This is a genomic window from Burkholderia sp. BCC0044, from assembly GCF_902832955.1.
GTDB lineage: Bacteria > Pseudomonadota > Gammaproteobacteria > Burkholderiales > Burkholderiaceae > Burkholderia.
This window is the reverse complement of record NZ_CADFDO010000005.1, coordinates 355,666-378,125: the sequence shown is the minus strand read 5'-3', so window position 1 is coordinate 378,125 and position 22,460 is coordinate 355,666. Positions and strand designations below refer to the sequence as shown.

24 protein-coding genes are annotated in these 22,460 nt (G+C 67.5%); 10 read left to right on the top strand and 14 right to left on the bottom strand.

The window, feature by feature from the left end; genetic code table 11:
• Positions 1 to 71 precede the first annotated feature (71 nt).
• From HWX14_RS29740 to HWX14_RS29730, 3 genes are all read left to right on the top strand, one after another.
• Complete coding sequence (locus HWX14_RS29740; protein ID WP_175885869.1) at positions 72 to 296, top strand: cysteine-rich CWC family protein; 225 nt, start codon at positions 72 to 74, stop codon at positions 294 to 296.
• Between the two features lie 112 nt (positions 297 to 408).
• Entirely contained in the window at positions 409 to 1,839 is a 1,431-nt protein-coding gene (locus HWX14_RS29735) for an ATP-binding protein (protein WP_175885868.1), read from the top strand.
• A 13-nt stretch (positions 1,840 to 1,852) separates the two neighbouring features.
• The gene (locus HWX14_RS29730) at positions 1,853 to 2,395 is read left to right on the top strand and encodes a response regulator transcription factor (protein WP_021156278.1); all 543 of its coding nucleotides are present in this window, start codon (positions 1,853 to 1,855) and stop codon (positions 2,393 to 2,395) included.
• Positions 2,396 to 2,462: 67 nt separating this feature from the next.
• On the opposite strand, the gene hslU is transcribed toward HWX14_RS29730, so the two are convergent.
• From hslU to dapF, 8 genes are all read right to left on the bottom strand, one after another.
• On the bottom strand, positions 2,463 to 3,806 hold the full coding sequence (hslU, locus tag HWX14_RS29725; RefSeq protein WP_069618206.1) for an ATP-dependent protease ATPase subunit HslU: 1,344 nt from the start codon (positions 3,804 to 3,806) through the stop codon (positions 2,463 to 2,465).
• 10 nt (positions 3,807 to 3,816) lie between these two features.
• Positions 3,817 to 4,353 (bottom strand): ATP-dependent protease subunit HslV, encoded by a 537-nt coding sequence (gene hslV / locus HWX14_RS29720; protein ID WP_006477497.1) that lies wholly within the window; start codon positions 4,351 to 4,353, stop codon positions 3,817 to 3,819.
• Between the two features lie 237 nt (positions 4,354 to 4,590).
• A complete protein-coding gene (gene dksA / locus HWX14_RS29715; protein WP_006477498.1) occupies positions 4,591 to 5,007 on the bottom strand; it encodes an RNA polymerase-binding protein DksA in 417 nt (138 codons plus the stop codon).
• Positions 5,008 to 5,506: 499 nt separating this feature from the next.
• Positions 5,507 to 6,589: a GTP-binding protein gene (locus HWX14_RS29710; RefSeq protein ID WP_175885867.1), complete on the bottom strand. Its 1,083-nt coding sequence runs from the start codon at positions 6,587 to 6,589 to the stop codon at positions 5,507 to 5,509.
• Positions 6,590 to 6,779: 190 nt separating this feature from the next.
• Positions 6,780 to 7,994 carry a class I SAM-dependent rRNA methyltransferase gene (locus HWX14_RS29705; protein ID WP_175885866.1) on the bottom strand — a complete coding sequence of 405 codons (1,215 nt, stop codon included), beginning with the start codon at positions 7,992 to 7,994 and terminating at the stop codon, positions 6,780 to 6,782.
• 76 nt (positions 7,995 to 8,070) lie between these two features.
• A complete protein-coding gene (xerC, locus tag HWX14_RS29700) occupies positions 8,071 to 8,991 on the bottom strand; it encodes a tyrosine recombinase XerC (protein ID WP_175885865.1) in 921 nt (306 codons plus the stop codon).
• A 13-nt stretch (positions 8,992 to 9,004) separates the two neighbouring features.
• Positions 9,005 to 9,730 (bottom strand): DUF484 family protein, encoded by a 726-nt coding sequence (locus HWX14_RS29695; RefSeq protein ID WP_175885864.1) that lies wholly within the window; start codon positions 9,728 to 9,730, stop codon positions 9,005 to 9,007.
• A gap of 20 nt (positions 9,731 to 9,750) precedes the next feature.
• Positions 9,751 to 10,638, bottom strand: coding sequence for a diaminopimelate epimerase (gene dapF, locus HWX14_RS29690; RefSeq protein ID WP_175885863.1), 888 nt, complete (start codon positions 10,636 to 10,638; stop codon positions 9,751 to 9,753).
• Between the two features lie 408 nt (positions 10,639 to 11,046).
• On the opposite strand from dapF, the gene HWX14_RS29685 reads away from it, so the two are divergent.
• Positions 11,047 to 11,325: a type II toxin-antitoxin system RelE/ParE family toxin gene (locus HWX14_RS29685; RefSeq protein WP_175885862.1), complete on the top strand. Its 279-nt coding sequence runs from the start codon at positions 11,047 to 11,049 to the stop codon at positions 11,323 to 11,325.
• A gap of 13 nt (positions 11,326 to 11,338) precedes the next feature.
• A complete protein-coding gene (locus HWX14_RS29680) occupies positions 11,339 to 11,641 on the top strand; it encodes a HigA family addiction module antitoxin (protein WP_175885861.1) in 303 nt (100 codons plus the stop codon).
• A gap of 30 nt (positions 11,642 to 11,671) precedes the next feature.
• Here the strand turns inward: HWX14_RS29680 and lpxL are convergent, their stop codons facing one another.
• Complete coding sequence (lpxL, locus tag HWX14_RS29675; protein ID WP_175885860.1) at positions 11,672 to 12,556, bottom strand: lauroyl acyltransferase LpxL; 885 nt, start codon at positions 12,554 to 12,556, stop codon at positions 11,672 to 11,674.
• Positions 12,557 to 12,821: 265 nt separating this feature from the next.
• On the opposite strand from lpxL, the gene metK reads away from it, so the two are divergent.
• Positions 12,822 to 14,009: a methionine adenosyltransferase gene (gene metK, locus HWX14_RS29670; protein ID WP_175885859.1), complete on the top strand. Its 1,188-nt coding sequence runs from the start codon at positions 12,822 to 12,824 to the stop codon at positions 14,007 to 14,009.
• Positions 14,010 to 14,119: 110 nt separating this feature from the next.
• On the opposite strand, the gene HWX14_RS29665 is transcribed toward metK, so the two are convergent.
• Entirely contained in the window at positions 14,120 to 14,461 is a 342-nt protein-coding gene (locus HWX14_RS29665) for a hypothetical protein (RefSeq protein ID WP_175885858.1), read from the bottom strand.
• 352 nt (positions 14,462 to 14,813) lie between these two features.
• On the opposite strand from HWX14_RS29665, the gene HWX14_RS29660 reads away from it, so the two are divergent.
• Positions 14,814 to 15,587 (top strand): phytanoyl-CoA dioxygenase family protein, encoded by a 774-nt coding sequence (locus HWX14_RS29660; protein ID WP_175885857.1) that lies wholly within the window; start codon positions 14,814 to 14,816, stop codon positions 15,585 to 15,587.
• A 141-nt stretch (positions 15,588 to 15,728) separates the two neighbouring features.
• On the opposite strand, the gene HWX14_RS29655 is transcribed toward HWX14_RS29660, so the two are convergent.
• Positions 15,729 to 15,935, bottom strand: coding sequence for a DUF3185 family protein (locus HWX14_RS29655; protein WP_175885856.1), 207 nt, complete (start codon positions 15,933 to 15,935; stop codon positions 15,729 to 15,731).
• 193 nt (positions 15,936 to 16,128) lie between these two features.
• Between HWX14_RS29655 and mgrA the strand changes: the two genes are divergently transcribed.
• Entirely contained in the window at positions 16,129 to 17,172 is a 1,044-nt protein-coding gene (gene mgrA / locus HWX14_RS29650) for an L-glyceraldehyde 3-phosphate reductase (RefSeq protein ID WP_175885855.1), read from the top strand.
• A gap of 111 nt (positions 17,173 to 17,283) precedes the next feature.
• On the opposite strand, the gene HWX14_RS29645 is transcribed toward mgrA, so the two are convergent.
• Together HWX14_RS29645 and HWX14_RS29640 are read right to left on the bottom strand one after the other, a co-directional pair.
• Positions 17,284 to 17,469, bottom strand: coding sequence for a hypothetical protein (locus tag HWX14_RS29645; RefSeq protein WP_006482800.1), 186 nt, complete (start codon positions 17,467 to 17,469; stop codon positions 17,284 to 17,286).
• A gap of 352 nt (positions 17,470 to 17,821) precedes the next feature.
• Entirely contained in the window at positions 17,822 to 18,709 is an 888-nt protein-coding gene (locus tag HWX14_RS29640) for a DMT family transporter (protein ID WP_175885854.1), read from the bottom strand.
• 818 nt (positions 18,710 to 19,527) lie between these two features.
• Between HWX14_RS29640 and HWX14_RS29635 the strand changes: the two genes are divergently transcribed.
• Complete coding sequence (locus HWX14_RS29635; protein WP_006477514.1) at positions 19,528 to 19,740, top strand: hypothetical protein; 213 nt, start codon at positions 19,528 to 19,530, stop codon at positions 19,738 to 19,740.
• 38 nt (positions 19,741 to 19,778) lie between these two features.
• Entirely contained in the window at positions 19,779 to 20,801 is a 1,023-nt protein-coding gene (locus HWX14_RS29630; RefSeq protein ID WP_175885853.1) for a serine/threonine protein kinase, read from the top strand.
• Between the two features lie 77 nt (positions 20,802 to 20,878).
• On the opposite strand, the gene HWX14_RS29625 is transcribed toward HWX14_RS29630, so the two are convergent.
• Complete coding sequence (locus HWX14_RS29625) at positions 20,879 to 22,321, bottom strand: coniferyl aldehyde dehydrogenase (RefSeq protein WP_175885852.1); 1,443 nt, start codon at positions 22,319 to 22,321, stop codon at positions 20,879 to 20,881.
• Positions 22,322 to 22,460 lie beyond the last annotated feature (139 nt).

Below are 22,460 nucleotides of genomic sequence, written 5' to 3'. Positions count from 1 at the left end.
CGTGCAAAATCCTTCCGCCGCGCTATGCTTGTCGCGTGGGGCGATGTCCCGCCCGTTTCCGCGATTGCGCCATGACCGATTCCGCCGCCGACGCCCGTTCCGCCCCGCGCCGTGCGCGCTGCCCGCACTGCGGCCGCGGCTTCGACTGCGGCGCCGGCACGCAGCCGTTCGACTGCTGGTGCGCGTCGATGCCGGTGCCGCCCGGCGGCACGCCGCCCGCGGCCGGCGCGCGCTGCCGATGCCCCGAGTGCCTGGCCGACGAGATCGCGCAGCGCATGGCGGGGGCGGCCGGTTGACGGGATACCGGGGTGCCGCGCCGGTCCCGCGCCGCGCACGTGCGTCGTCCGGTCGCGTGCGCGGATCCGGCCCCGCTAGAGGCGCCGGGCGCTAAACGGGTAAACTGCCCGGATGCAACGAATCACCACCACCGGGCGCGTCAACCTCAGTCACCTGTTCTGGCTCCGCAATCTCGCGATCATCGGCCAGCTCGTGACGATCGGCGTCGTGCAGACCTATTTCGGCGTGCATCTGCCGCTGCCGGCGATGCTGATGGTCATCGCGCTCGAAATCGTTTTCAACGCGCTGACCTGGGTGCGCGTGCTGCGCGCGCGGCCCGAGACCAATTTCGAGCTGCTCGGCCAGCTGTGGGTCGACCTCGGTGCGCTGTCCGCGCTGCTGTTCCTGTCGGGCGGGACGACCAACCCGTTCGTGTCGCTGTACCTGCCGTCGCTCGCGATCGCGGCGGCCGTGCTGCCGTGGCACCTGATGATCTGGCTCGCGGCGTTCGCGGTCGCCTGCTACGCGGCGCTCGGCTTCGATTCGGTGCCGCTCAACATGGACAACCCGGCGAACCTGTTCGATTACTACCGTACCGGCATGTGGGCGAACTTCATGGTCAGCGTCGGGCTGATCGCGTGGTTCGTCGCGCGCATGTCGAACGCGTTGCGCCAGCGCGATGCGGCGCTCGGCGAGGCGCAGCAGCATCTGCTGCGCGACGAGCGGGCCGTCGCGCTCGGCGTGCAGGCCGCCACCGTCGCGCATGAAATGGGCACGCCGCTGTCGACGATCGCGATGCTCGCCGAGGAGTTGCGCGACGCGGCGCGCGCCGATCCGGGGCTCGCCCGCTACGAGGCCGACCTGAAGGTGCTCGAGGAACAGATGACGCTCTGCACGTCGGCGCTCGCGCGCCTGCGCAGCCGCGCGAGCGCGCCGGCGAGCCGCCAGCCGGTGGACGACTGGCTCGACACGTTCGTCGAGCACTGGCGCCTGCGGCATCCGCACGTGCAGTTCGAGCTGCTCGGCGCGCGCCCGGCCGGCGTCGCGCTCGACGACACGGTCGCGGCCGGCCAGATCCTGACGATCCTGCTCGACAACGCCGCGCGCGCGAGCCCGCAGCGCGTGACGCTCGCCGCGAAGGTCGCGCATGGCGGCACGGCCGACGAAATCGAATTCGAGGTACGCGACGACGGGCCCGGCATTCCGGCCGCGTTGCGCGAATCGCTCGGCGCGATGCCGGTCGACAGCACGCAGGGCGGGCACGGCGTCGGCCTGTATCTGGCGTTCAGCGCGGCCGCGCGGCTGGGCGGCGAGATCGAACTGTCCGACGTCACGCCGCGCGCGGCGGGCGGCAACGGTCGGGCCGGCGGTGCGGCGAATGGCCACGCGGCGGCGGCATCGAGACCACGCGCGGGCGCGCGCACGGGCGCGCATGCAGCCGAACGGCCAGCCGGCACGCCGGACGGCCGCCCGGCCGGCGCCACGACCGGGCGCGGCACGCGGGCCGTGCTGCGCCTGCCGGTCGTGCGCGTCGCGATGCCGGCTGCCTCAACCAACACGTAGACGGAGAAACCCCATGAGCGAGAACAATTTCCTGGTGATCGACGACAACGAGGTGTTCGCGGGTACGCTCGCGCGCGGCCTCGAGCGCCGCGGTTACGCGGTCCAGCAGGCGCACGACAAGGAGGCGGCGCTGCGGCTCGCCGCGGGCGGCAAGTTCCAGTTCATCACCGTCGACCTGCATCTCGGCGAGGATTCTGGGCTGAGCCTGATCGCGCCGTTGTGCGACCTGCAGCCCGATGCGCGGATCCTGGTGCTGACCGGCTACGCGAGCATCGCGACCGCCGTGCAGGCCGTGAAGGAAGGCGCCGACAACTACCTCGCGAAGCCGGCCAACGTCGAGTCGATCCTGGCCGCGCTGCAGACCAACGCGACCGAAGTGCAGGCCGACGAGGCGCTCGAGAATCCGGTCGTGCTGTCGGTGGACCGGCTCGAATGGGAGCACATCCAGCGCGTGCTGGCGGAGAACAACAACAACATTTCGGCCACCGCGCGTGCGCTGAACATGCACCGCCGCACGCTGCAGCGCAAGCTCGCGAAGAAGCCGGTTCGGCAGTAAGCGGCGCATCAACGAAAACGGGCGGCCCCCGCAGGGGCCGCCCGTCTCTCATCGAGCACTGCGCGCGTTACAGCACGTAGCGCGACAGGTCTTCGTCCTGCGCCACTTCGCCGAGCGCGCGGTCGACATACTTCGCGTCGATCGTCACGCGCTCGCCGGCGTGATTGCCGGCCGAGAACGACACTTCCTCGAGCAGCTTCTCGATCACCGTGTACAGCCGGCGCGCGCCGATGTTCTCGGTTTTCTCGTTGACCGCGAACGCGATCTCGGCGAGGCGCCGGATCCCGTCGTCGGCGAATTCGAGCTGCACGTCTTCGGTCGCGAGCAGCGCCTGGTACTGCTTGACGAGGCTCGCGTCGGTCGCATCGAGGATCGCCTCGAAATCTTCGACCGACAGCGAATCCAGCTCGACGCGGATCGGAAAGCGCCCCTGCAGTTCGGGAATCAGGTCGCTCGGCTTCGCGAGATGGAATGCGCCGCTCGCGATGAACAGGATGTGATCGGTCTTCACCATCCCGTACTTCGTGTTGACCGTCGTGCCTTCGACGAGCGGCAGCAGGTCGCGCTGCACGCCCTGGCGCGACACTTCGCCGCCGCTGCCTTCGTTGTTGCGCGACGTGATCTTGTCGATCTCGTCGAGGAACACGATGCCGTTCTGCTCGACGTTCTGCACGGCCTTCGTCTTCACTTCCTCTTCGTTGAGCATCTTCGCCGCTTCCTCGTCGGTCAGCAGCTTCAGCGCTTCCTTGATCTTCACCTTGCGGCGCTGCTTCTTGCCGCTGCCGAGGTTCGAGAACATCGAGCGGATCTGCTCGGTCATCTCTTCCATCCCCGGCGGCGCCATGATGTCCATGCCGACCGACGGCTGCTCGAGGTCGAGCTCGACTTCCTTGTCGTCGAGCTGGCCTTCGCGCAGGCGCTTGCGGAACGTCTGACGCGTCGCGTTGTTGTCGTCGTTCGCGTGCTCGGCATTGCCGCCGAAGCCGACCGCGCGCGGCTGCGGCAGCAGGATGTCGAGGATGCGGTCTTCGGCCTGGTCGGTCGCCTTGCTGCGCACCTTGCGCATTTCGGACTCGCGCGTCTGCTTGACCGAGATCTCGATCAGGTCGCGCACGATGCTGTCGACGTCGCGGCCGACGTAGCCGACTTCGGTGAACTTGGTCGCTTCGATCTTGATGAACGGCGCGTCGGCGAGCTTCGCGAGGCGGCGCGCGATTTCGGTCTTGCCGACGCCCGTCGGCCCGATCATCAGGATGTTCTTCGGCGTGATTTCCTGGCGCAGCGGCTCGGCGACCTGCTGGCGGCGCCAGCGGTTGCGCAGCGCGACGGCGACGGCCTTCTTCGCCTTCGCCTGGCCGATGATGTGCTTGTCGAGTTCCGAGACGATCTCGGCAGGGGTCATGGTGCTCATGGGGCTGTCCTTACTCGATCGTTTCGATGATGCGGTTGTGGTTCGTGTAGATGCACATGTCGCCGGCGATCCCGAGCGACTTCTCGACGATCTCGCGCGGCGACAGCTCGGTGTTCTCGACGAGCGCGCGGGCCGCGGCCTGCGCGTATGCACCGCCCGAGCCGATCGCGCAGATCCCGCCTTCCGGGTCGAGCACGTCGCCGTTGCCGGTGATCACGAGCGTGGTGGTCGCATCGGCCGTGATCAGCATCGCCTCGAGGCGGCGCAGCATCCGGTCGGTGCGCCAGTCCTTCGCGAGCTCGACGGCCGCGCGGGTCAGGTTGCCCTGGTGCTTCTCGAGCTTCGCCTCGAAGCGGTCGAGGAGCGAGAACGCATCGGCGGTGCCGCCCGCGAATCCGACCAGCACCTGGTTGTTGTAGATCCGCCGCACTTTCCGCGCGCCACCCTTCATGACGATGTTGCCGAGGGTTACCTGGCCGTCGCCGCCGAGCGCGACCTTGTCGCCGCGCCGGACCGAAACGATGGTCGTGCCGTGAAATTGCTCCATCTGCGTTCCTTGAGAAAAACGGGGAAGAGTCGGGCGGCGCGACGCGCCGCCGCGTGAATCCGCAGTGCGCCGGGGAGCGGCCCGGCGCGCGTCCGTTTCATTTTAGGGCGGGCGCCGGGATATCAAGAGGGCGATGCAAATCGGCCGGCGGCCGGGAACCGGTGCCGGAAAAACAAAAAGCGCGCGGCAGGCCGCGCGCTTTCGGGAAGCAGCGTGTTTGAGCGGAACGCCGCTCGATCAGTCGCCGAACAGCTTCTGGCGCAGTTCGCGGCGCTCCTGCGCCTCGAGCGACAGCGTGGCGGTCGGACGCGCGAGCAGGCGCGGAATGCCGATCGGCTCGCCGGTTTCCTCACACCAGCCGTAATCGCCGGAATCGATGCGGGCGAGCGACTGCTGAACCTTCTTGAGGAGCTTGCGTTCGCGATCGCGCGTGCGCAGCTCGAGCGCGTGCTCTTCCTCGATCGTCGCGCGGTCGGCGGGATCGGGGACGATCACCGTCTCGCGCAGGTTCTCGGTCGTCTGGCCTGCATTCTTGAGGATGTCCGCTTGCAACTGTTCGAGCCGATTTTTGAAGAAGGCGAGCTGATCCTCATTCATGTAATCCTTGTCGCTCATCTTCAGGATTTCGGCTTCGGTCAAGAGTTTCTTCGTCATCTGCTTGCTTCTTCAATGTGCGGCAAATCGACAGATATTGCCTGCACTTTGGGATTACCCGCAACCGCCCTTGCAATCATTTGCGATTTGCCGCCGCGGGGCCGAAAGCCTCTGGAAAACCGGTTCTCAAATACCAGGATAGGCCTGGCGCGGAGTTGCGCGCGCTGCGAACCGGTGTGCTGCGCGGCACATCGCATCGGCCGCGGCCGGGAGGCGGATTGGCGATCCGGCGCGGTTGCGATGCCCGGAAAACTGGTTCAGCAAGAACCGGGCCTGTTTGTTGCCGTACTCCAGCGGGCACGTATTGTAACTGAATCGCAAGCGGGCGCCGTATCGGGTCGATCCCCGTCGGCTGCGCCAATATCTAGAAAATATAACGCGCAAATCGCGAAAAAGCGATGACGGCGAAACCCTGCCCGGAAAAGGCGGCGCCGCGCGACCGCCGCAGCCGCCGGTGCGGGCGGCCGGGCCGCGGGCGCGCGGCAGGCGCCCGCGCGGGTCAGGCGAGGCAGGCGTCGAGGCCGTCGGTGATCAGGTCCTGCGGCAGGTCGACGCCGATGAACACCATCTTGTTGGTTTTCTTCTCGACCGGCAGCCACTTCGCCGCGAGGTCGCTCCCCATCATCTGGTGCACGCCCTGGAACACGACCTTGCGGTCGACGCCCTTCATGTACAGCACGCCCTTGTAGCGCAGCATCCGCTCGCCATAGATCTGCAGGATGCCGCCGAGGAAGTCTTCCAGCTTGTTCGGGTCGAACGGGCGGTCGTTGCGGTACACGAACGACTTGATCTTGTCGTCGTGGTGCGCGTGGTGATGATTGTGGTGGTGGCCGTGGTCGTGATCGTGCGCGCATTGGCCGTGATCGTGATCGCAATTCGCGTGATCGTGGTCATGGCCGTGATCGTGGTGATCGTGCGCGTGATCGTCCTCGGCGAGGAAATCGGGATCGATCTCGAGCTTCGCGTTCAGGTTGAAGCCGCGCAGATCGAAGATTTCCTTGATGTCCGCTTCGCCGAAATTCACGACCTTGATCGCGGCCTTCGGGTTCATGTGCATCAGGCGGTGCTTGAGGCCAGCGACGGTCTGGTCGTCGACGAGGTCCGACTTCGTGATGAACAGGCGGTCGGCGAAGCCGACCTGGCGCTGCACCACTTCGTGTTCGTCGAGCTGCGCGTTCGCATGCTTCGCATCGACCAGCGTGATGACCGCGTCGAGCAGGAAGTCGTCGGCGATTTCGCTGTCGATGAAGAACGTTTGCGCGACGGGGCCCGGGTTCGCGAGGCCGGTCGTCTCGATCACGATGCGGTCGAAGTCGAGCTTGCCTTCGCGCTTCTTCGCGGCCAGATCGCCGAGCGCGCGGGCGAGGTCGCCGCGGATCGTGCAGCAGATGCAGCCGTTGCTCATCTGGATGATCTGCTCGTTCGAATCCTGCACGAGGATTTCGTTGTCGATGTTTTCTTCGCCGAACTCGTTCTCGATCACGGCGATCTTCATGCCGTGCTGTTCGTTCAGGATGCGCTTGAGCAGCGTCGTCTTGCCGCTGCCGAGGAAGCCGGTAAGGATGGTGACGGGAGTGGCCATGTCGGTCGCCTGTGGTTCGTGAATCGGGGTCAAAACCAGGATGTGCGTCGCGCCCTCGCGCTGCGAGCCGGGGCGCACAACCATCCATTGAAACATACCTGTCAAGTCCTCGCCCGTCGTCCGGACGACAGGCGGGAGCGCAGCGCCGCCAATGCGGGCGAGCGCGGTTGTCCGCGCTAGATCGGGGCGATCAGACGATTTGCAACAGCAGGCCCTTCAGATATTCGCCTTCCGGGAACGCGGCGAGCAGCGGGTGATCGACGCCCGCGCCGAGCCGTTTCAGGATGCGCGCGTCGACCTTCGCGTCGGCGGCCGCGCCCGCGACGATCTTCTGGAACAGGTCCATGTCGATCGCGCCCGAGCACGAGTACGTGAACAGCAGGCCGCCCGGACGCAGCAGCTTGAAGCCGCTCAGGTTGATGTCCTTGTACGCGCGCGCCGCGCGATCGACGCTGTCGCGCGTCGGCGCGAACTTCGGCGGATCGAGCACGATCAGGTCGAAACGCTCGCCTTCGTCGACGAGGCGGCGCAGCGTCTTGAACGCATCGGCGTCGAGCCAGGTCGCGCGTTCCGCGTCGAAGCCGTTGGCCACGACGTTCTGCTGCGCGAGCGCGAGCGCGTCGCCGGACGAATCGATCGACACGACGTGTTTCGCGCCGCCCTTGAGCGCCGCGAGCGAGAAGCCGCCCGTGTAGCAGAAGCAGTTCAGCACGTCGCGGTCGGCCGCGTACTGCTCGACGAGCGCGCGGTTGTCGCGCTGGTCGACGTAGAAGCCCGTCTTGTGGCCGTTCGGCACGTCGACGTGATAGCGCACGCCGTTTTCATTCGAGATCAGCGTCGCGGGCGGCGCGTCGCCGGCCAGCACGCCGGTCGTCTGTTCGAGCCCTTCCTTGTCGCGGATCGATACGTCCGAGCGGTCGTACACGTTCGGGCAGCCGGTCGCGCCGGTGAGCGCCGCGACGATCGCGTCCTTCCACGCTTCGACGCCCGCGGCCATGAACTGGCAGACGAGCTGGCCGCGCGGCGCCGCGCCGGCTTCGGCGGTATCCGCGACGTAGTAGTCGACGATCAGCCCCGGCAGCCCGTCGGCTTCGCCGAACACGAGCCGCACCGCGCCCGTGCCCGACACCATCGTCGTGCGGTGCGCGACCGCGCGCTGCACGCGGCGCTTGAAGAACGCGTGATCGATCGGCTCGTGCTCGTCGAAGCTCCACACCCGCACGCGGATCTGCGACTGCGGGCTGTACGCGCCGCGCGCGAGGAAGCGGCCGTCGTGCGCGCGCACGAGCACGGTCGCGCCGGGCGCGGGCTTGCCGTCGACGCGGTCGATCGCATTGGCGTAGATCCACGGATGGCGGCGCAGCAGCGATTTTTCCTTGGACGGCTTGAGGGTGACGGTTTGCATGATGAGATCGAAATGGGCCGCGCGCGACGCCGGCCGGGGCCGGCCGCCGCGCGTGGCGGGTAACACGGGACGCGCGTCAGTCGCGCTTCTTCGCGCGCGGATGCGCGCTGTCGTAAATCTTCGCGAGATGCTGGAAGTCGAGCGACGTATAGATCTGCGTCGCGGCGACGCTCGCGTGGCCGAGCAGTTCCTGCACCGCACGCAGGTCGCCGCTCGACTGCAGCACGTGCGTCGCGAACGAGTGGCGCAGCACGTGCGGGTGGACGTTGGCGGGGATGCCGGCGGCGAGCGCCGCGCGCTTCACGCGCTCGCGCACGACGCCCGGCGACATCCGGTTGCCGCGCACCGACACGAACAGCGGATGCGGATCGTGCTTCACGAATTCGTCGCGCACCGCGAGCCACGCGTTCAGCGCGTCGATCGCCTTGCGGCCGACCGGCACCTTGCGCTCCTTGTTGCCCTTGCCGCGCACGGTGACTTCAGCTTCGGCGAGGTCGAGCCAGCCGGCCGAGCGGTAGCCGTCGGCCTGCGTGTACCGGACGTCGAGCCCGACCAGTTCGGCAAGGCGCAGCCCCGACGAATAGAACAGCTCGAGGATCGCGTGGTCGCGGATGCCTTCGGTCGTGTCTGGCAGCGGCGTGTCCATCAGGGCGACCGCATCGTCGACCGACAGCGCTTTGGGCAGCGATTTCTCGCGCTTGGGCGCGCGGACCCCGGCGACGGGATTCGCCGGCATCTCGACGCGCTGCGCGAACCAGCGATAGAACGCGCGCCATGCGGAAAGCCGGTGCGAGATCGAGCGCGCGGACAGCCCGGCCGCGTGCCCGCGCACGACCGCGCCGCGCATGTCGGCGGCGGTCAATGCGTCGAGCGGCCGGCCGGCCGCGAGCTTCTTCAGTTCGTCGAGTTCGTGCGTGTACGCGCGCAGCGTGTGTTCCGACAGCTGCCTGACGTGCTTCAGGTTCGACAGGTAGGCGGCAATCGGATCGTCGGTCATCGCGTGCGGCGGATCAGTGCGGCAGCAGGCGCGTGAGCGCGGCGCTCGCGAGCGTCGCGATCTGCGCGAGGAAGTCGGTGGCCATCCCGTCGTGGAAGCGGCGCGGATCGGGCGAGCCGAGCACGAGCAGGCCGAACGCGGGCGCGTCGGTGCCGGCGAGCGGCGCGCGCAGCGCGAGCAGCGCGACCGACGCGGCCGGGCCGTCGCCGGCCGGTGCGGCTTCGGCGCCTTCGGCCGCGCTCGCGGCGGGGGCGGCGAGCGCGGGCGCGAGCCACTGGGCGGCCTCGAAGCCGGTGTTCGCGCCGCAGTACGGCGTCGACAGGCCGTTCGTGAACAGGCGCACCTCCTCGCCGACCTGGCGCGCGAAGTCGGCTTGCGCGTAGGTGTCGGCGACGTCCCACACGCGCAGCGCCGTCTGCGGCACGTCGAACACGTCGGCGATGCCGTCGGCGATCGTGCGCGGCAGCGCGTACGGATCGCGTTCCGCGATCACGCGTGCGGTCCAGCGGCTGAACTTCGCGGACAGGCTGTCGTTCTCGTGGCCGTAGCGCACGAGCTCGGCGAGCCGGCGTTCGAGATGCTTGTTCTTGTCGCGCAGCATCTCCATCTGCCGTTCCTGCAGCGAGATCGCGGCCTTGCCGTGCGGGTTCGCGAGACGGATCGTCGCGAGCAGCTCGGCGTGCTGCGCGAAGAATTCGGGATTGGCGAGCAGGTAGTCGGCGACTTCGCGATCGTTCATGTGGCTGGCGCGTTCAGTTATCAAGGACGTTGCAGGGTCAGGGCGTTCAGGTCGATCTCGCCTTCGAACACGGTCGTGGCGGGGCCGGCCATCATCAGCGCGGCGGCTTCGTCGCGCGCGCCGTCCCAGCCGATCGTCAGCGTGCCGCCGTGCGTGTGCACGGTCACGGGCGAATCGAGCAGGCCGCGCCGGATGCCGGCCGCGACCGCCGCACACGCGCCGGTGCCGCACGCGAGCGTCTCGCCCGCGCCGCGTTCGTACACGCGCAGCTTCACTTCGTGGCGCGACACGATCTGCATGAAGCCGGCGTTCACGCGCTGCGGGAAGCGTGCATGGCGCTCGATCAGCGGGCCTTCTTCCAGCACGGGATACGCGTCGACATCGTCGACGACCTGCACCGCGTGCGGGTTGCCCATCGACACCGTCGAGATCCAGCGCGTCGTGCCGCCGACGTCGAGCGGCCACAGCGTGTCGTTGCCTTCCTTGCGGGCGTCGAGGCCCGCGGCGTCAAACGGCACCTGCGCGGGTGCAAACACGGGCGCGCCCATGTCGACGACGACTTCGCCGTTGTCCTGCAGCGTCAGCGTGATCAGGCCCTTCATGACCTGCACGCGCACGCTGCGCTGGTCGGTCAGGCCGCGGTCGCTGACGAACTTCACGAAACAGCGCGCGCCGTTGCCGCAGTGTTCGACCTCGCCGCCGTCGCAATTGAAGATCCGGTACTTGAAATCCGCGCCGTCGACGGTCGGTTTCTCGACCAGCAGCAACTGGTCGGCGCCGATGCCGAAGTGGCGGTTGGCGAGTGCGCGCACCTGCGCTTCGGAGAGCGGCGGCAGCGCGCGCGAGTAGCCGTCGAGCACGACGAAGTCGTTGCCCGCACCGTGCATCTTGGTGAACGAGAGTTTCACTGGGTCCGGAATTCCATGGCGAACAAGGCGGTCGGCACGACACGGACGGCCGGCGGCCATGCCGGGCAGCCTCGTTCGTCGTGCTGATCTCAACCGCAAATGATACATGCAGGCGACGGGAGCGTCCTGCGCGGGCGGGGTTTCGGTCGTCCGTGCGGGCCCGGCGGGCGGCATATGTCGATGGGTCGACTGGTCGGGTACGTGGCGAGCAGACAAATTGGCGTGGTGTAGCGCGCGCAACGGAGGCGGGACTGGCGATGCGTGCCCGAACACGCGACGAAGGGATGAGGCGACCCGGACGAACGTTTTCGTACTGGTCAGATTGACGAGGAAATCAAGTGATTCGTATAGTTTGGCTATACACATTCGGGCCATGCTGTCGACGTCGCGCTCGAGTGTGGGAGGTCCATGATCAAGTCGTGGGTACACAAGGGACTGGAAGCGTTTTTCGTCACCGGGAGCAAGGCGGGCATTCGGCCCGATCATGCACCCAGGCTGCGGCGCATGCTGGCGCGTCTCGATGTCGCAGCCACGTCGCACGACATGAATGTGCCCGGCTGGCGGTTTCACGGTCTCGCCGGCGGGCTGGACGGATATTACGCAGTCGGCGTGAACGGCAACTGGCGGCTGACATTCCGATTCGAGGGCCGCGACGTCGTTCTGGTCGATTACCAGGACTACCACTGAGGTGATTCAAGCGATGACCCGCATCTTCAATCCGCCCCATCCGGGCGAAACGCTGCGCGACGACGTGCTGCCGGCGCTTGGTCTGACCGTCACCGAGGCCGCGTCGCAACTCGGCGTGACACGTGCCGCACTGTCGCGGATCCTGCACGGCCATGCCGGCATCTCCCCGGAAATGGCGTTGCGGCTCGAAGCGTGGCTCGGCGAGGAAAACGGAGGAAGGGCCGATCTGTGGCTCGCGCAGCAGTCGGCCTACGATCTGTGGCAGGCGCGCGCGAAGGGCGCGCCGAAGGTGGCGAGGGCGCGGGCGCGCGCATGACGGCGCACCCGCGAACGGCTCGCGGCAGGGTCAGTACAGGCTCGGTTCGCCGGGCGGGCGCGTCTTGAAGCGCTTGTGCACCCAGTAGTACTGCTCGGGCATCAGCGGAATCTGTTCCTCGAGGAATGCGTTCATCCGCCGCGCGTCGAGATCGTCGTCGCCGGTCGGGTAGTTGTCCCACGGCTTGAATACCTTCAGCCGGTAGCCCTTGTAGTTCGGCAGCACCTCGCCGATGAACGGCACGACCTGCGCGCGACCCGTCTTCGCGAGCCGGCCCACGGCCGTCAGCGTGCAGGCCGGCACGCCGAAGAACGGGACGAACGTCGAGTTGCGCAGCCCGTAGTCCATGTCGGCGCCGAGCATCACCGGCTTGCGGTCGCGCAGCCAGCGCAGCACGACGCGGGCGCTGTCCGCGCGGCCGACCATCTCGGCGTCGAAGCGCCCGCGCGCCTGCTTCGCCGCTTCCTCGAGCACCGCGTTCGAGAACGGCTGGTACAGCGATCCGCAGCGGCGCTGCAGCGAGCGGTTCAGCCAGATCGAACCGGCTTCGATGCCGACGAAGTGCAGGCCGAGGAACAGCGTCGGCGGCAGGTCGGGATCGGTGAGATCGACCGCGCTGTCGACCTGGATCAGCTTCGCGAGCTTTTTCTCCGAGCCGAACCACTGCACGCTGCGCTCGACGTAGCTGCGGATCGCATGGCGGAAATGCTGGCCCGCCACTTCCTCGCGCCGCTCGTCGCTCCAGTCGGGGAAGCAGAGTTTCAGATTCGTATGTACGATGCGCTTTCGCCGGCTGGGGATCTGATACAGCAGCCAGCCGAGGCCATCGCCGAACCGTGCGGTCAGACCGTACGGCAGCAGGGCGAGCAGCTTCAGCAAGCCGATGGCGAGGTGCGTGCCGAGGCGGCCTAGCATGCGGAATCTCCGTGGGGCCGGCTGGCCGGCACGTTGCGAACAGGGTGGTAAGACAGCGGAAGATGCAGCACGGGCGGCGCTCTGTGACAATTCAGGAAAGCCGCTATAATACGGGCTTCGCCGAGTTAACTGACAACTTGCGGGGCGAAGCCGGCTGGCGCGACACGCGCTGCCCGGTCCTGGTAATCCGCTAAAGCGTCGCCGCTTCAGGCCCAACGAAGCTGGCTACGTGAAACCAACCGTAACCACACAGGAGCCTGAAAAAGTGGCAAACGATTATCTCTTCACGTCCGAATCCGTCTCCGAAGGCCATCCGGACAAAGTCGCGGACCAAATCTCGGACGCGATTCTCGACGCCATCCTCGAGCAGGACAAATACTCCCGCGTTGCGGCTGAAACGCTGTGCAATACGGGTCTCGTCGTGCTGGCCGGTGAAATCACCACGACGGCCAACATCGATTACATCCAGATCGCGCGCGATACGATCAAGCGCATCGGCTACGACAACACCGACTACGGCATCGACTACAAGGGTTGCGCGGTGCTCGTCGCGTACGACAAGCAGTCGCCGGACATCGCGCAGGGCGTCGATCGTGCACACGACGACAACCTCGATCAAGGCGCGGGCGACCAGGGCCTGATGTTCGGCTATGCGTGCGACGAAACGCCGGAACTGATGCCGCTGCCGATCTACCTGTCGCACCGCCTCGTCGAGCGCCAGGCCAGCCTGCGCCGCGACGGCCGCCTGCAATGGCTGCGTCCGGACGCGAAGTCGCAGGTCACCGTCCGCTACGTCGACGGCAAGCCCGATTCGATCGACACCGTCGTGCTGTCGACGCAGCATGCACCGGACATCGAACTGCCCGCGCTGCGCGAAGCGGTGATCGAGGAAATCATCAAGCCGACGCTGCCGGCCGAGCTGATCAAGGGCGACATCAAGTTCCTCGTGAACCCGACCGGACGGTTCGTGATCGGCGGCCCGCAGGGCGATTGCGGCCTGACCGGCCGCAAGATCATCGTCGACACGTACGGCGGTGCCGCACCGCACGGCGGCGGCGCGTTCTCGGGCAAGGATCCGTCGAAGGTCGACCGTTCGGCTGCGTATGCCGGCCGTTACGTCGCGAAGAACATCGTCGCGGCCGGCCTCGCGTCGCGCGCGCTGATCCAGGTGTCGTACGCGATCGGCGTGGCCGAGCCGACCTCGGTGATGGTCAACACGTTCGGCACGGGCCGCGTGTCGGATGCGGTGATCACGAAGCTCGTGCGCGAGCATTTCGACCTGCGTCCGAAGGGCATCATCAAGATGCTCGACCTGCTGCGCCCGATCTACGAGAAGACGGCAGCTTACGGCCATTTCGGCCGCGAAGAGCCGGAATTCTCGTGGGAAGCGACCGACAAGGCGCTCACGCTGGCCGAAGCGGCCGGCGTGGAGCCGACGGCACGCGTCGCGTAAGCGTCGTTCGCCTGAAATGAAAAACCCCGGCCAAGCCGGGGTTTTTTTATGGGGGTCGATCGCCGAAGCAATGGCGGCGATCGATGCGGGCAACGCCCGCCGGCACCCGCTCAACGCGCGCCGAACCCGAACCAGCCGTTGCTCGCCGCGAGGCGGCGCGGGCGGTTGACGCGGCGCTGCGGGCCGAGCTTGCGGCGCAGCGCGAGCGCGCGCAGCGACGACGGCTTCTGCAGCAGCGAGCGCAGGCCGGCGCGGCGGACGAACGCCTGCGTGCTCATCATCGAGAAAAACGCGTGGAACCACGCACGGATGCCGTCGAGCCGGCCGTGCGTGGGCGTACGTTCGGCCAGCGCCTGCGTGCGGGCGCGGTGATGGCGCAGCGAGCGGGCAGGAGCGGACGGCACGACGCGCTTCGCAGCGCGGTTGAAACGGGAAGTCAGACGGAATGGCATGTGAACGATGCTTCGCTTGTATGGGTGGCGCCCTGGAGAGCGCACTGGTATCAACGGCCTCGGATGGCGCAACGGATCTTACCTAAACCCGTCGCGCGCCGCGCCCGCCAGAATTGACAGGCCGCGTCAGGCTACAGGGGATTCATGACCGGCAAAAGTCGCGATAAACCCTTGTGCAGCAAGGCGTGTGCCGCATACCGCCTGTCGCTGAGGCAGGCGCCGCGTCGCACAGTTCCCTTGCGCTGGATCAAATCCGCGATTGGCATGCCCCTGCGCACGACAATGGCGCTGTTCGCGGTATCCGGCGCCGATTTACAATCGTCACATTCACACAATAAACGTCTGGCATCCCATGTCGTCTCCATTGCAGTCGGAATCGATCCGCGCGCAAGTCGCGGAATTGCGCGAGCGCGGCTTCGTCGTCGCGCGCGGCCTCGTCGGCGAGGCGCAGTGCGCGGCGCTCAGGCAGATCGCGGAGCGCCAGTTGCGGGAGGCCGCCGAGCCGATCGAGTTCGAGGCCGACCTGCGCTACCCGGGCGCGCCCGAGTCGAAGCATGCGCCGGGCGGGCATACGGTGCGGCGGCTGCTCGACGCGTATTCGCGCGATCCGGCGTTCGCCGAGCGCGCGATCGCGCCTGAAATCGGCGCGTGGATGCGTGCGTATTTCGGTGAGGAGCCCGTGCTGTCGCGCGCGCATCACAACTGCATGATGACGAAGCACCCGGCGTACGGCAGCCTGACCGGCTGGCATCGCGATTTCCGCTACTGGGCGTTCGAGCGGCCGGACATGGTGTCGGTGTGGCTCGCGCTCGGGCCGGAAACCAACGAGAACGGCGCGCTGTGGCTGGTGCCGGGTTCGCATACGGCCGAATTCGGTCCGGAAGCGTTCGACGACGCGAAGTTCTTCCGCAGCGATCTGCCGGAAAACCGCAGGATGATCGACGCGGCCACGTGCCCGTCGCTGCAGACGGGCGACGTCGTGTTCTTCCACAGCAACACGCTGCATTCGGCCGGGCAGAACCGCTCCGACCAAGTGAAGTTCTCGCTCGTGTACACGTATCACGGCGCGAGCAACCGGCCGGTGCCCGGCACGCGCTCGGCGTCGAAGCCGGAAGTGGCGCTCTAGGCGTGGATCGGGCGGCGCGGCGACGCCGCGATGCTCACGCGATGCAACGCATCGCGGGCGAATGAAGCAACGGGCGGCTTGGCCGCCCGTTTCGTTTGGCGCGACCCGCGCGCGGTCACGCGGGCCGTGCGTACGTCGCGATCAGCGCTTGCTGCCCGGCATCGCGAGGCCGATCAGGCCGGCGAACGACGCGACGGCGCCGCCGACGATCAGCAGGATCGTCTTCGTCGCGGGCGAGCCGGTGAAGAAGCGCGACACGTTGTCGTTGATCGAATGGAACGACTGGCCGCCGAAATACAGCAGCACGACGCCGCCGACGAGCAGTGCAACCGAGATGACCCGGGACATACCAACCTCGCTGAAACGGTGATTCGAGACGCCGCAGTGTAGGCGAGCGCCGCGGTCGCGTCCATCGCGGTGCCGCCGTGCGTGATCCGGCCGCTTTCGTTACCATAGTCGTCGTATGACTCCTTCGCCGCCGTCACGCCATTGGCGCGGCCGGCGCGCGTCCCTTCCCCCGATGTCCTGACGGAACAGACTCATGGCCTACGAAGCAGCTTCCGAACGTTATGCCGGCATGCAATACCGCACCTGCGGCAAATCCGGGCTCAAACTGCCCGCCCTGTCGCTCGGCCTGTGGCACAACTTCGGCGATTCGACGCCGATCACGACGCAGCGCGAGATCCTGCGCACCGCGTTCGACCTCGGCATCAACCACTTCGACCTCGCGAACAACTACGGGCCGCCGTACGGCAGCGCCGAAACCAACTTCGGCCGGCTGCTGAAGGAGGATTTCCGGCCGTATCGCGACGAGCTGCTGATCTCGACGAAGGCCGGCTGGGACATGTGGCCGGGGCCGTACGGCAGCGGCGGCGGGTCGCGCAAGTACGTGCTCGCGAGCCTCGACCAGAGCCTGCAGCGGATGGGGCTCGACTACGTCGACATCTTCTACTCGCACCGTTTCGACGCGCACACGCCGCTCGAGGAAACGGCCGGCGCGCTGGCGTCGGCGGTGCAGCAGGGCAAGGCGCTGTACATCGGCATTTCGTCGTACTCGGCCGCGAAGACGCGCGAGATGGCCGCGCTGCTCGCGCAATACAAGGTGCCGCTGCTGATTCACCAGCCGTCGTACAACCTGCTGAACCGCTGGATCGAAGAGGATCTGCTCGGCACGCTCGACGACGTCGGCGCGGGCAGCATCGCGTTCACGCCGCTCGCGCAGGGCCTGCTCACGTCGAAGTACCTGAACGGCGTGCCGGCAGACGCGCGCGTGAACAAGCCGGGCGGCGGCTCGCTGAAGGAGGATCACCTGAGCGCGGACAACCTCGAGCACGTGCGCAAGCTCAACGCGATCGCCGAACGGCGCGGGCAGAGCCTTGCGCAGATGGCGCTGGCGTGGGTGCTGCGCAACGGCCGCGTGACGTCCGCGCTGATCGGCGCGAGCCGGGCGGAACAGGTGCGCGAGAACGTCGGCGCGTTGAACAACCTCGAATTCTCCGCGGAGGAACTCGCGGAGATCGATCGTTACGCGACGGAAGGCGGCATCAATCTGTGGGAAAAGCCGTCCACCGATCAGGCGATCTGACCGGAGGAAGTCGATACGGCATGCGAAACATCGCGTGCCGTATCGCTCACGCGCAGGCGCTCCGTCGCCTCGCTGCGGTGCAGCGAGGCACGTCACGCACGGGGCGGGGCGCTAGATCAGCGCAGGCAGGCCTTCGACGAGCAACACCGCGACGCCGACGCCGAGAATGACGCCGAGCACGCGCAGCAGGTTGTGACGGAATTGAGTGGCGCACGGCACCGCGCCGAGAAATAGCGCTCCGGCCAGCGCCATCGGAATCAACAGGATGAAGTCGCCGATCGTGAAATAGGTCGTCATGCGTGTCTCCAGTGTCGGCCGAAGTGGGCGCTTCAGCGCTTGCCTGGGCTTCATCCCTGCGGGATATCGGCCGAAGTCGGCACGCATGCGCTCACCCCGGTCCCATGCCGGGTGTTTCTAGTGTGGGTCCGGCCCGTTACGTGCAGGCCGTCCATTCGAGTATAGGCAACCGGCGGCGTTTTTCGCTATCCGAACCATTAAAAATCAGCGGAAAGCCCCGGGAATCACGCGTTTTTTATGCAAACAAGACGGATGCCTTGCACGCATCTTTCCCGTTGCTTTCGATTTTCGCGGAATCGTCGTATGTGTCCGATGCGGGCCGCCGCACCCGCGGGCGCGGCGGCCCGCCCGCTCACGCGCGGTCGGGTTGCGGGCGTGCGGCCGGCGCGCGGAACACGAGCGCGAGTCCGGCGATGATCGCGCCCATGCCGGCGAGCGCGAGCGGCTCGGGCCGGTTGCCGAGCCACACGGCATCCATCAGCGTGGTGACGACGGGCACGAGATAGAACAGGCTCGTCACGTTGACGAGATCGCCGCGCTGCATCAACCGGTAGAACAGCAGTTGCGCGATCACCGAAATCACGATGCCGAGCCACAGCAGCGGCACGACGAACGCCCAGCTCATGTCGAACGACAGCGGCCGGAACGGCGCGATCGCGACGCACAACGCGAGGCCGATCGCATTCTGCAGCGGCAGCACGTCGGCGGGCGCCGCGCGTACGCGCTTTTGCAGCAGCGAGCCGACGGTCAGCGCAACGAGCGCCGTGAGCGCGCATGCGATGCCCGCAGCCGACAGGCCGCCCGTCCCGCCGCTCACGCCACGGCCGACGACGAGCGCGAGGCCGGTGAGCGACAGCGCGAGCCCCGCGATGCGCACCGGCTGCCAGCGACGCTCGACGAGCGCGAGCGTGAGGATCGGCTGCACGCCGAGGATCGTCGCGAGCACGCCGGGCGCGATGCCGCGCTCGAGCGCGAGCAGATAGAAGATCGAATAGCCGCCCATCATCAGCAAGCCGGTCAGCGCGGCCATGCGCCGCTCGCCGCGCGGCGGCAGCCAGCGTTTGCGCATGAAGGCCAGCGCGAGCAGCACGAGCGATGCGAGCGCGAAACGGGCAGTGAGAAAGGCGAACGCGGATGCGTGACGCAGACCGAGTTCAGCGAAGATCGCGCCGCTGCTCCACAGCAGCACGAAGAGCGACGTCGCGCCATGCGCGGCAAGCGCGCGTTTGAACGAAACCATGTGAATCCACCTGTCGAACGGATCGAAACGTTCCATCCGCGCACGCGGCAACACGCGGTGCGTCACGACGCACGCACGACAGCCAACGGGGCGAATGGAAGACGAAAACGAAAAGCCGGCGAGTCAGCCGACGCGTGCCGCCGGCGGGGGCGGCGCGGCGCAGACGCGCGGCGGCGCGACAGGAGGAGGAAGGACCGACGGATGCGTGCACGCCTGCGGCCGCGAGTCGAACTGCGGCCGGTTTTTTGCGAGGGCGGACGTGAGCGGGTGCATCGTGTCGGAATGCGGTTGAACGCGAATGAAAGCCTAAGGTACCGCAAGGCAAGCATCGAACGCAACTACTGTCGGCGGCTCGTATCGCGGGCGACAGGTTGCGTCGATGCAGGCCGACACCGGTGCGCCGGCCGCTGCGCACGCAAGCATTCGACGAACGGTGGAAAGCGATCGGCATGCGACGCGCGCGAGGTGATGTCAACGTGGTCGCGGCGCGTGTTCCGATGATCCGGTACCGGCGAAGCGAAGCGGTACGTGTCTTGCGTCAATCACGTGCGCGCGGCACGCCGGGCGGTTTCGGCGGGCAGTCACATTCGACAGGGTATGATGGGGGTAACCGGGCGGGCAAGTGCGTGCCCGGCGCAGTGGTTGATTGGAGACATTCGACGAATTCGCGGCACTTCGCCTGCTTCTTCTTCTTTTCGCGCTTCGATAAACCGTGAACAATGGGATCACGCGCAACGCTCCGCCGAGAGCGGCGCGGATCGTGCATTTGCCGGCTCGCCAGCGGGCCGGGTTTCAAGAGTCAAGAGTGGGGAACCATCATGCATATCGGGTCGATCGTCTGCACTACCCATATCGCGGTGCCGAAAGGCGCGCGCGGCATCGTCCAGCGCATCCTGGGCGACATGGCCATGGTGACCTGGTACGCGGGCGTGCCGGGTGAGTCGAAAGAACTCAACACCGAGCCGTTCTTTCTCGAGGACCTGATCGACACCGGCGAATCCGTTCTGCCGGCCGGCGCGGCGCTTCACTAAGCTCGTCTTTCGGTCCGGCTGGCGGCACAATGCAGGGCATGACAGACGCCACTTCCGCTCCCGCTTCTCCCGCCAGCCCGCCGTTCGCCGGCCTCACGCCCGAGTGCGTGCTCGACGCGCTCGACAGCGTGCTGATGCCGGCCGGCCTGCGCACCGACGGGCGCCTGCTCGCCCTCAACAGCTACGAAAACCGCGTCTACCAGGTCGGTATCGAAGACGGCCCGCCGGTCGTCGCGAAGTTCTATCGTCCGGCGCGCTGGTCGGACGACGCGATCCTCGAAGAGCATGCATTCGTCGCCGAACTCGCCGCGCGCGAGATTCCGGCGGTGCCCGCGCGCGCCTTCGACGGCCGCACGCTGCACGCGTTCGACGGCTTCCGCTTCTCGATCTTCGAGCGGCGCGGCGGCCGCGCCCCCGATCTCGACCGCAGCGACACGCTCGAATGGCTTGGCCGCTTCATCGGCCGCATTCATGCGGTCGGCGCGACCGAGCCGTATGTCGCGCGTCCCGTGCTCGACATCGCCACGTTCGGCTACGAGCCGCGCGACTACCTGCTCGCGCACGATTTCATTCCGGATGACGTAAGACCGGCGTACGAGACCGTGGTCGCGCTCGCGCTCGAAGGCGTCGAGGCCGCGTTCGAGCGCGCCGGGGAGATTCGCCTGCTGCGCACGCACGGCGACTGTCATCCGAGCAACGTGCTGTGGACCGATGCCGGCCCGCATTTCGTCGACTTCGATGACAGCCGGATGGCGCCGGCCGTGCAGGATCTGTGGCTGCTGCTGCCGGGCGACCGCGAAGGCGCGTCGCGCGCGCTGGCCGACCTGCTCGCCGGCTACGAGGATTTCTGCGAATTCGAGCCGCGCGAGCTGCATCTGGTCGAAGCACTGCGCACGCTGCGGCTGATCCACTACGCGGCGTGGCTCGCGCGGCGCTGGGACGACCCCGCGTTTCCGGCCGCCTTCCCGTGGTTCAACACGCATCGTTACTGGGAAGCGCGCGTGCTCGAATTGCGCGAGCAGATCGGCGCGATGCAGGAAGGGCCGCTCTGGCCCGTGTGACGTGTGACGGCTGTGCGCGCGGCGTTCATGCCGCGCGGCGAACGTGCAAGGGCCGCGACGCACGCGGCCCGTCCCGCTCAGAACTTCAGCATCAGCTTGATCACCGCGGCGAAGCGCTTGCCGTACGGCGGCGCGAGCAGGTTGCGCGCGTTCAGCCGCGCCTGCGTGAGCACCGGCTTCATCTTCGAGAACGTCACGAAGCCGTCGTAGCCGTGATACGCGCCCATGCCGCTCGCGCCGACGCCGCCGAACGGCAAGCTGCCGCACGCGATGTGCATCAGCGTTTCGTTGACCGTGACGCCGCCCGAGACCGTTTCGCGCATCACGCGGTCGATCGTGCCGCCATCCTCGTCGAACAGGTACAGCGCGAGCGGCCGCGGGCGCGCATTGACGTACGCGATCGCTTCGTCGAGCCGTTCGTACGGCACGAGCGGCAGCAGCGGCCCGAAGATTTCCTCCTGCATCAGCTGCGACGCGGCCGGCACGTGCGTGACCGCGCACGGCACGAAGCGGCGCGACGCGGGATCGGACTGCGCATCCGACAGCGGATGCAGCTGCGCGCCGGCGGCCTGCGCGTCGCTCGCCAGTTGCTGCAGGCGCGCGTAGTGACGCGGCGACACGATCGTCGTGTAGTCGCCGTTGGCCGACAGGTCCGGATACAGCTTCGCGAAGCGGGCGCGCGCGCGTTCGATGAACGCGCCTTCCATCCCGCGCGGCAGCAGCACGTAGTCGGGCGCGATGCAGGTCTGGCCGGCGTTCAGCGTCTTGCCGGCGACGATCGCGTCGACGGCCGCGTCGAAGCGCGCATTCGGGCCGACGATCGCCGGCGACTTGCCGCCGAGTTCGAGCGTGACCGGCGTGAGGTTGTCGGCGGCCGCGCGCATCACGTGGCGGCCGACCTGCGTCGAGCCGGTGAACAGCAGATGGTCGAACGGCAGCGCGCTGAACGCGGCGCCGACTTCCGCGTCGCCGTTCACGACCGCGACGTGGTCGCGCGTGAAGGTCTTGCCGATCAGCTGCTCGAACAGCGCCGACGTGCGCGGCGTCAGTTCGGACATCTTGATGATCGCGCGGTTGCCGGCGGCGAGCGCGCAGATCAGCGGCCCCGCCGCGAGCAGCACCGGGTAGTTCCACGGCACGACGATGCCGACCACGCCGAGCGGTTGCGGAATCACCTTCGCGCGCGCCGGGCGCAGCCACTTGTTCATCGGCTTGCGGACCGGCTTCATCCAGCGCTTGCCGTGCTTCAGCGCGTCGTCGATCTCTTCTTTCGCCATCCAGATTTCCGACAGCAGCACTTCCTGTTTCGAGCGATGGCCGAAATCGGCGCTGATCGCGTCGGTGAGCGCATCCGCGTGGTCGATCAGCATCGTGCGCAGCGCGCGCAGGTGCTGCGCACGCGTGTCCCATGCCGGGTACGGCGCGCGCAGGTACGCCGCGCGCTGGTCGTGCAGCAGCGACGTCAGCGCATCGACCGACGGCAGTGCTTGCGGGGCCAGTTCGGGCAGGTCGTTCTTCATGTCGTCTCCTCCAGTTGGGCCTGGCCCATCGGCCGGCCGTCACGCCGCACGCGCGCGCTCGGCGAGCGCGGCGACGCGGATCGGGTGATGCGTGTCGCGCCGGCGCGGGGCCGGATGCGACGGGTGCTCGAAAACCGGT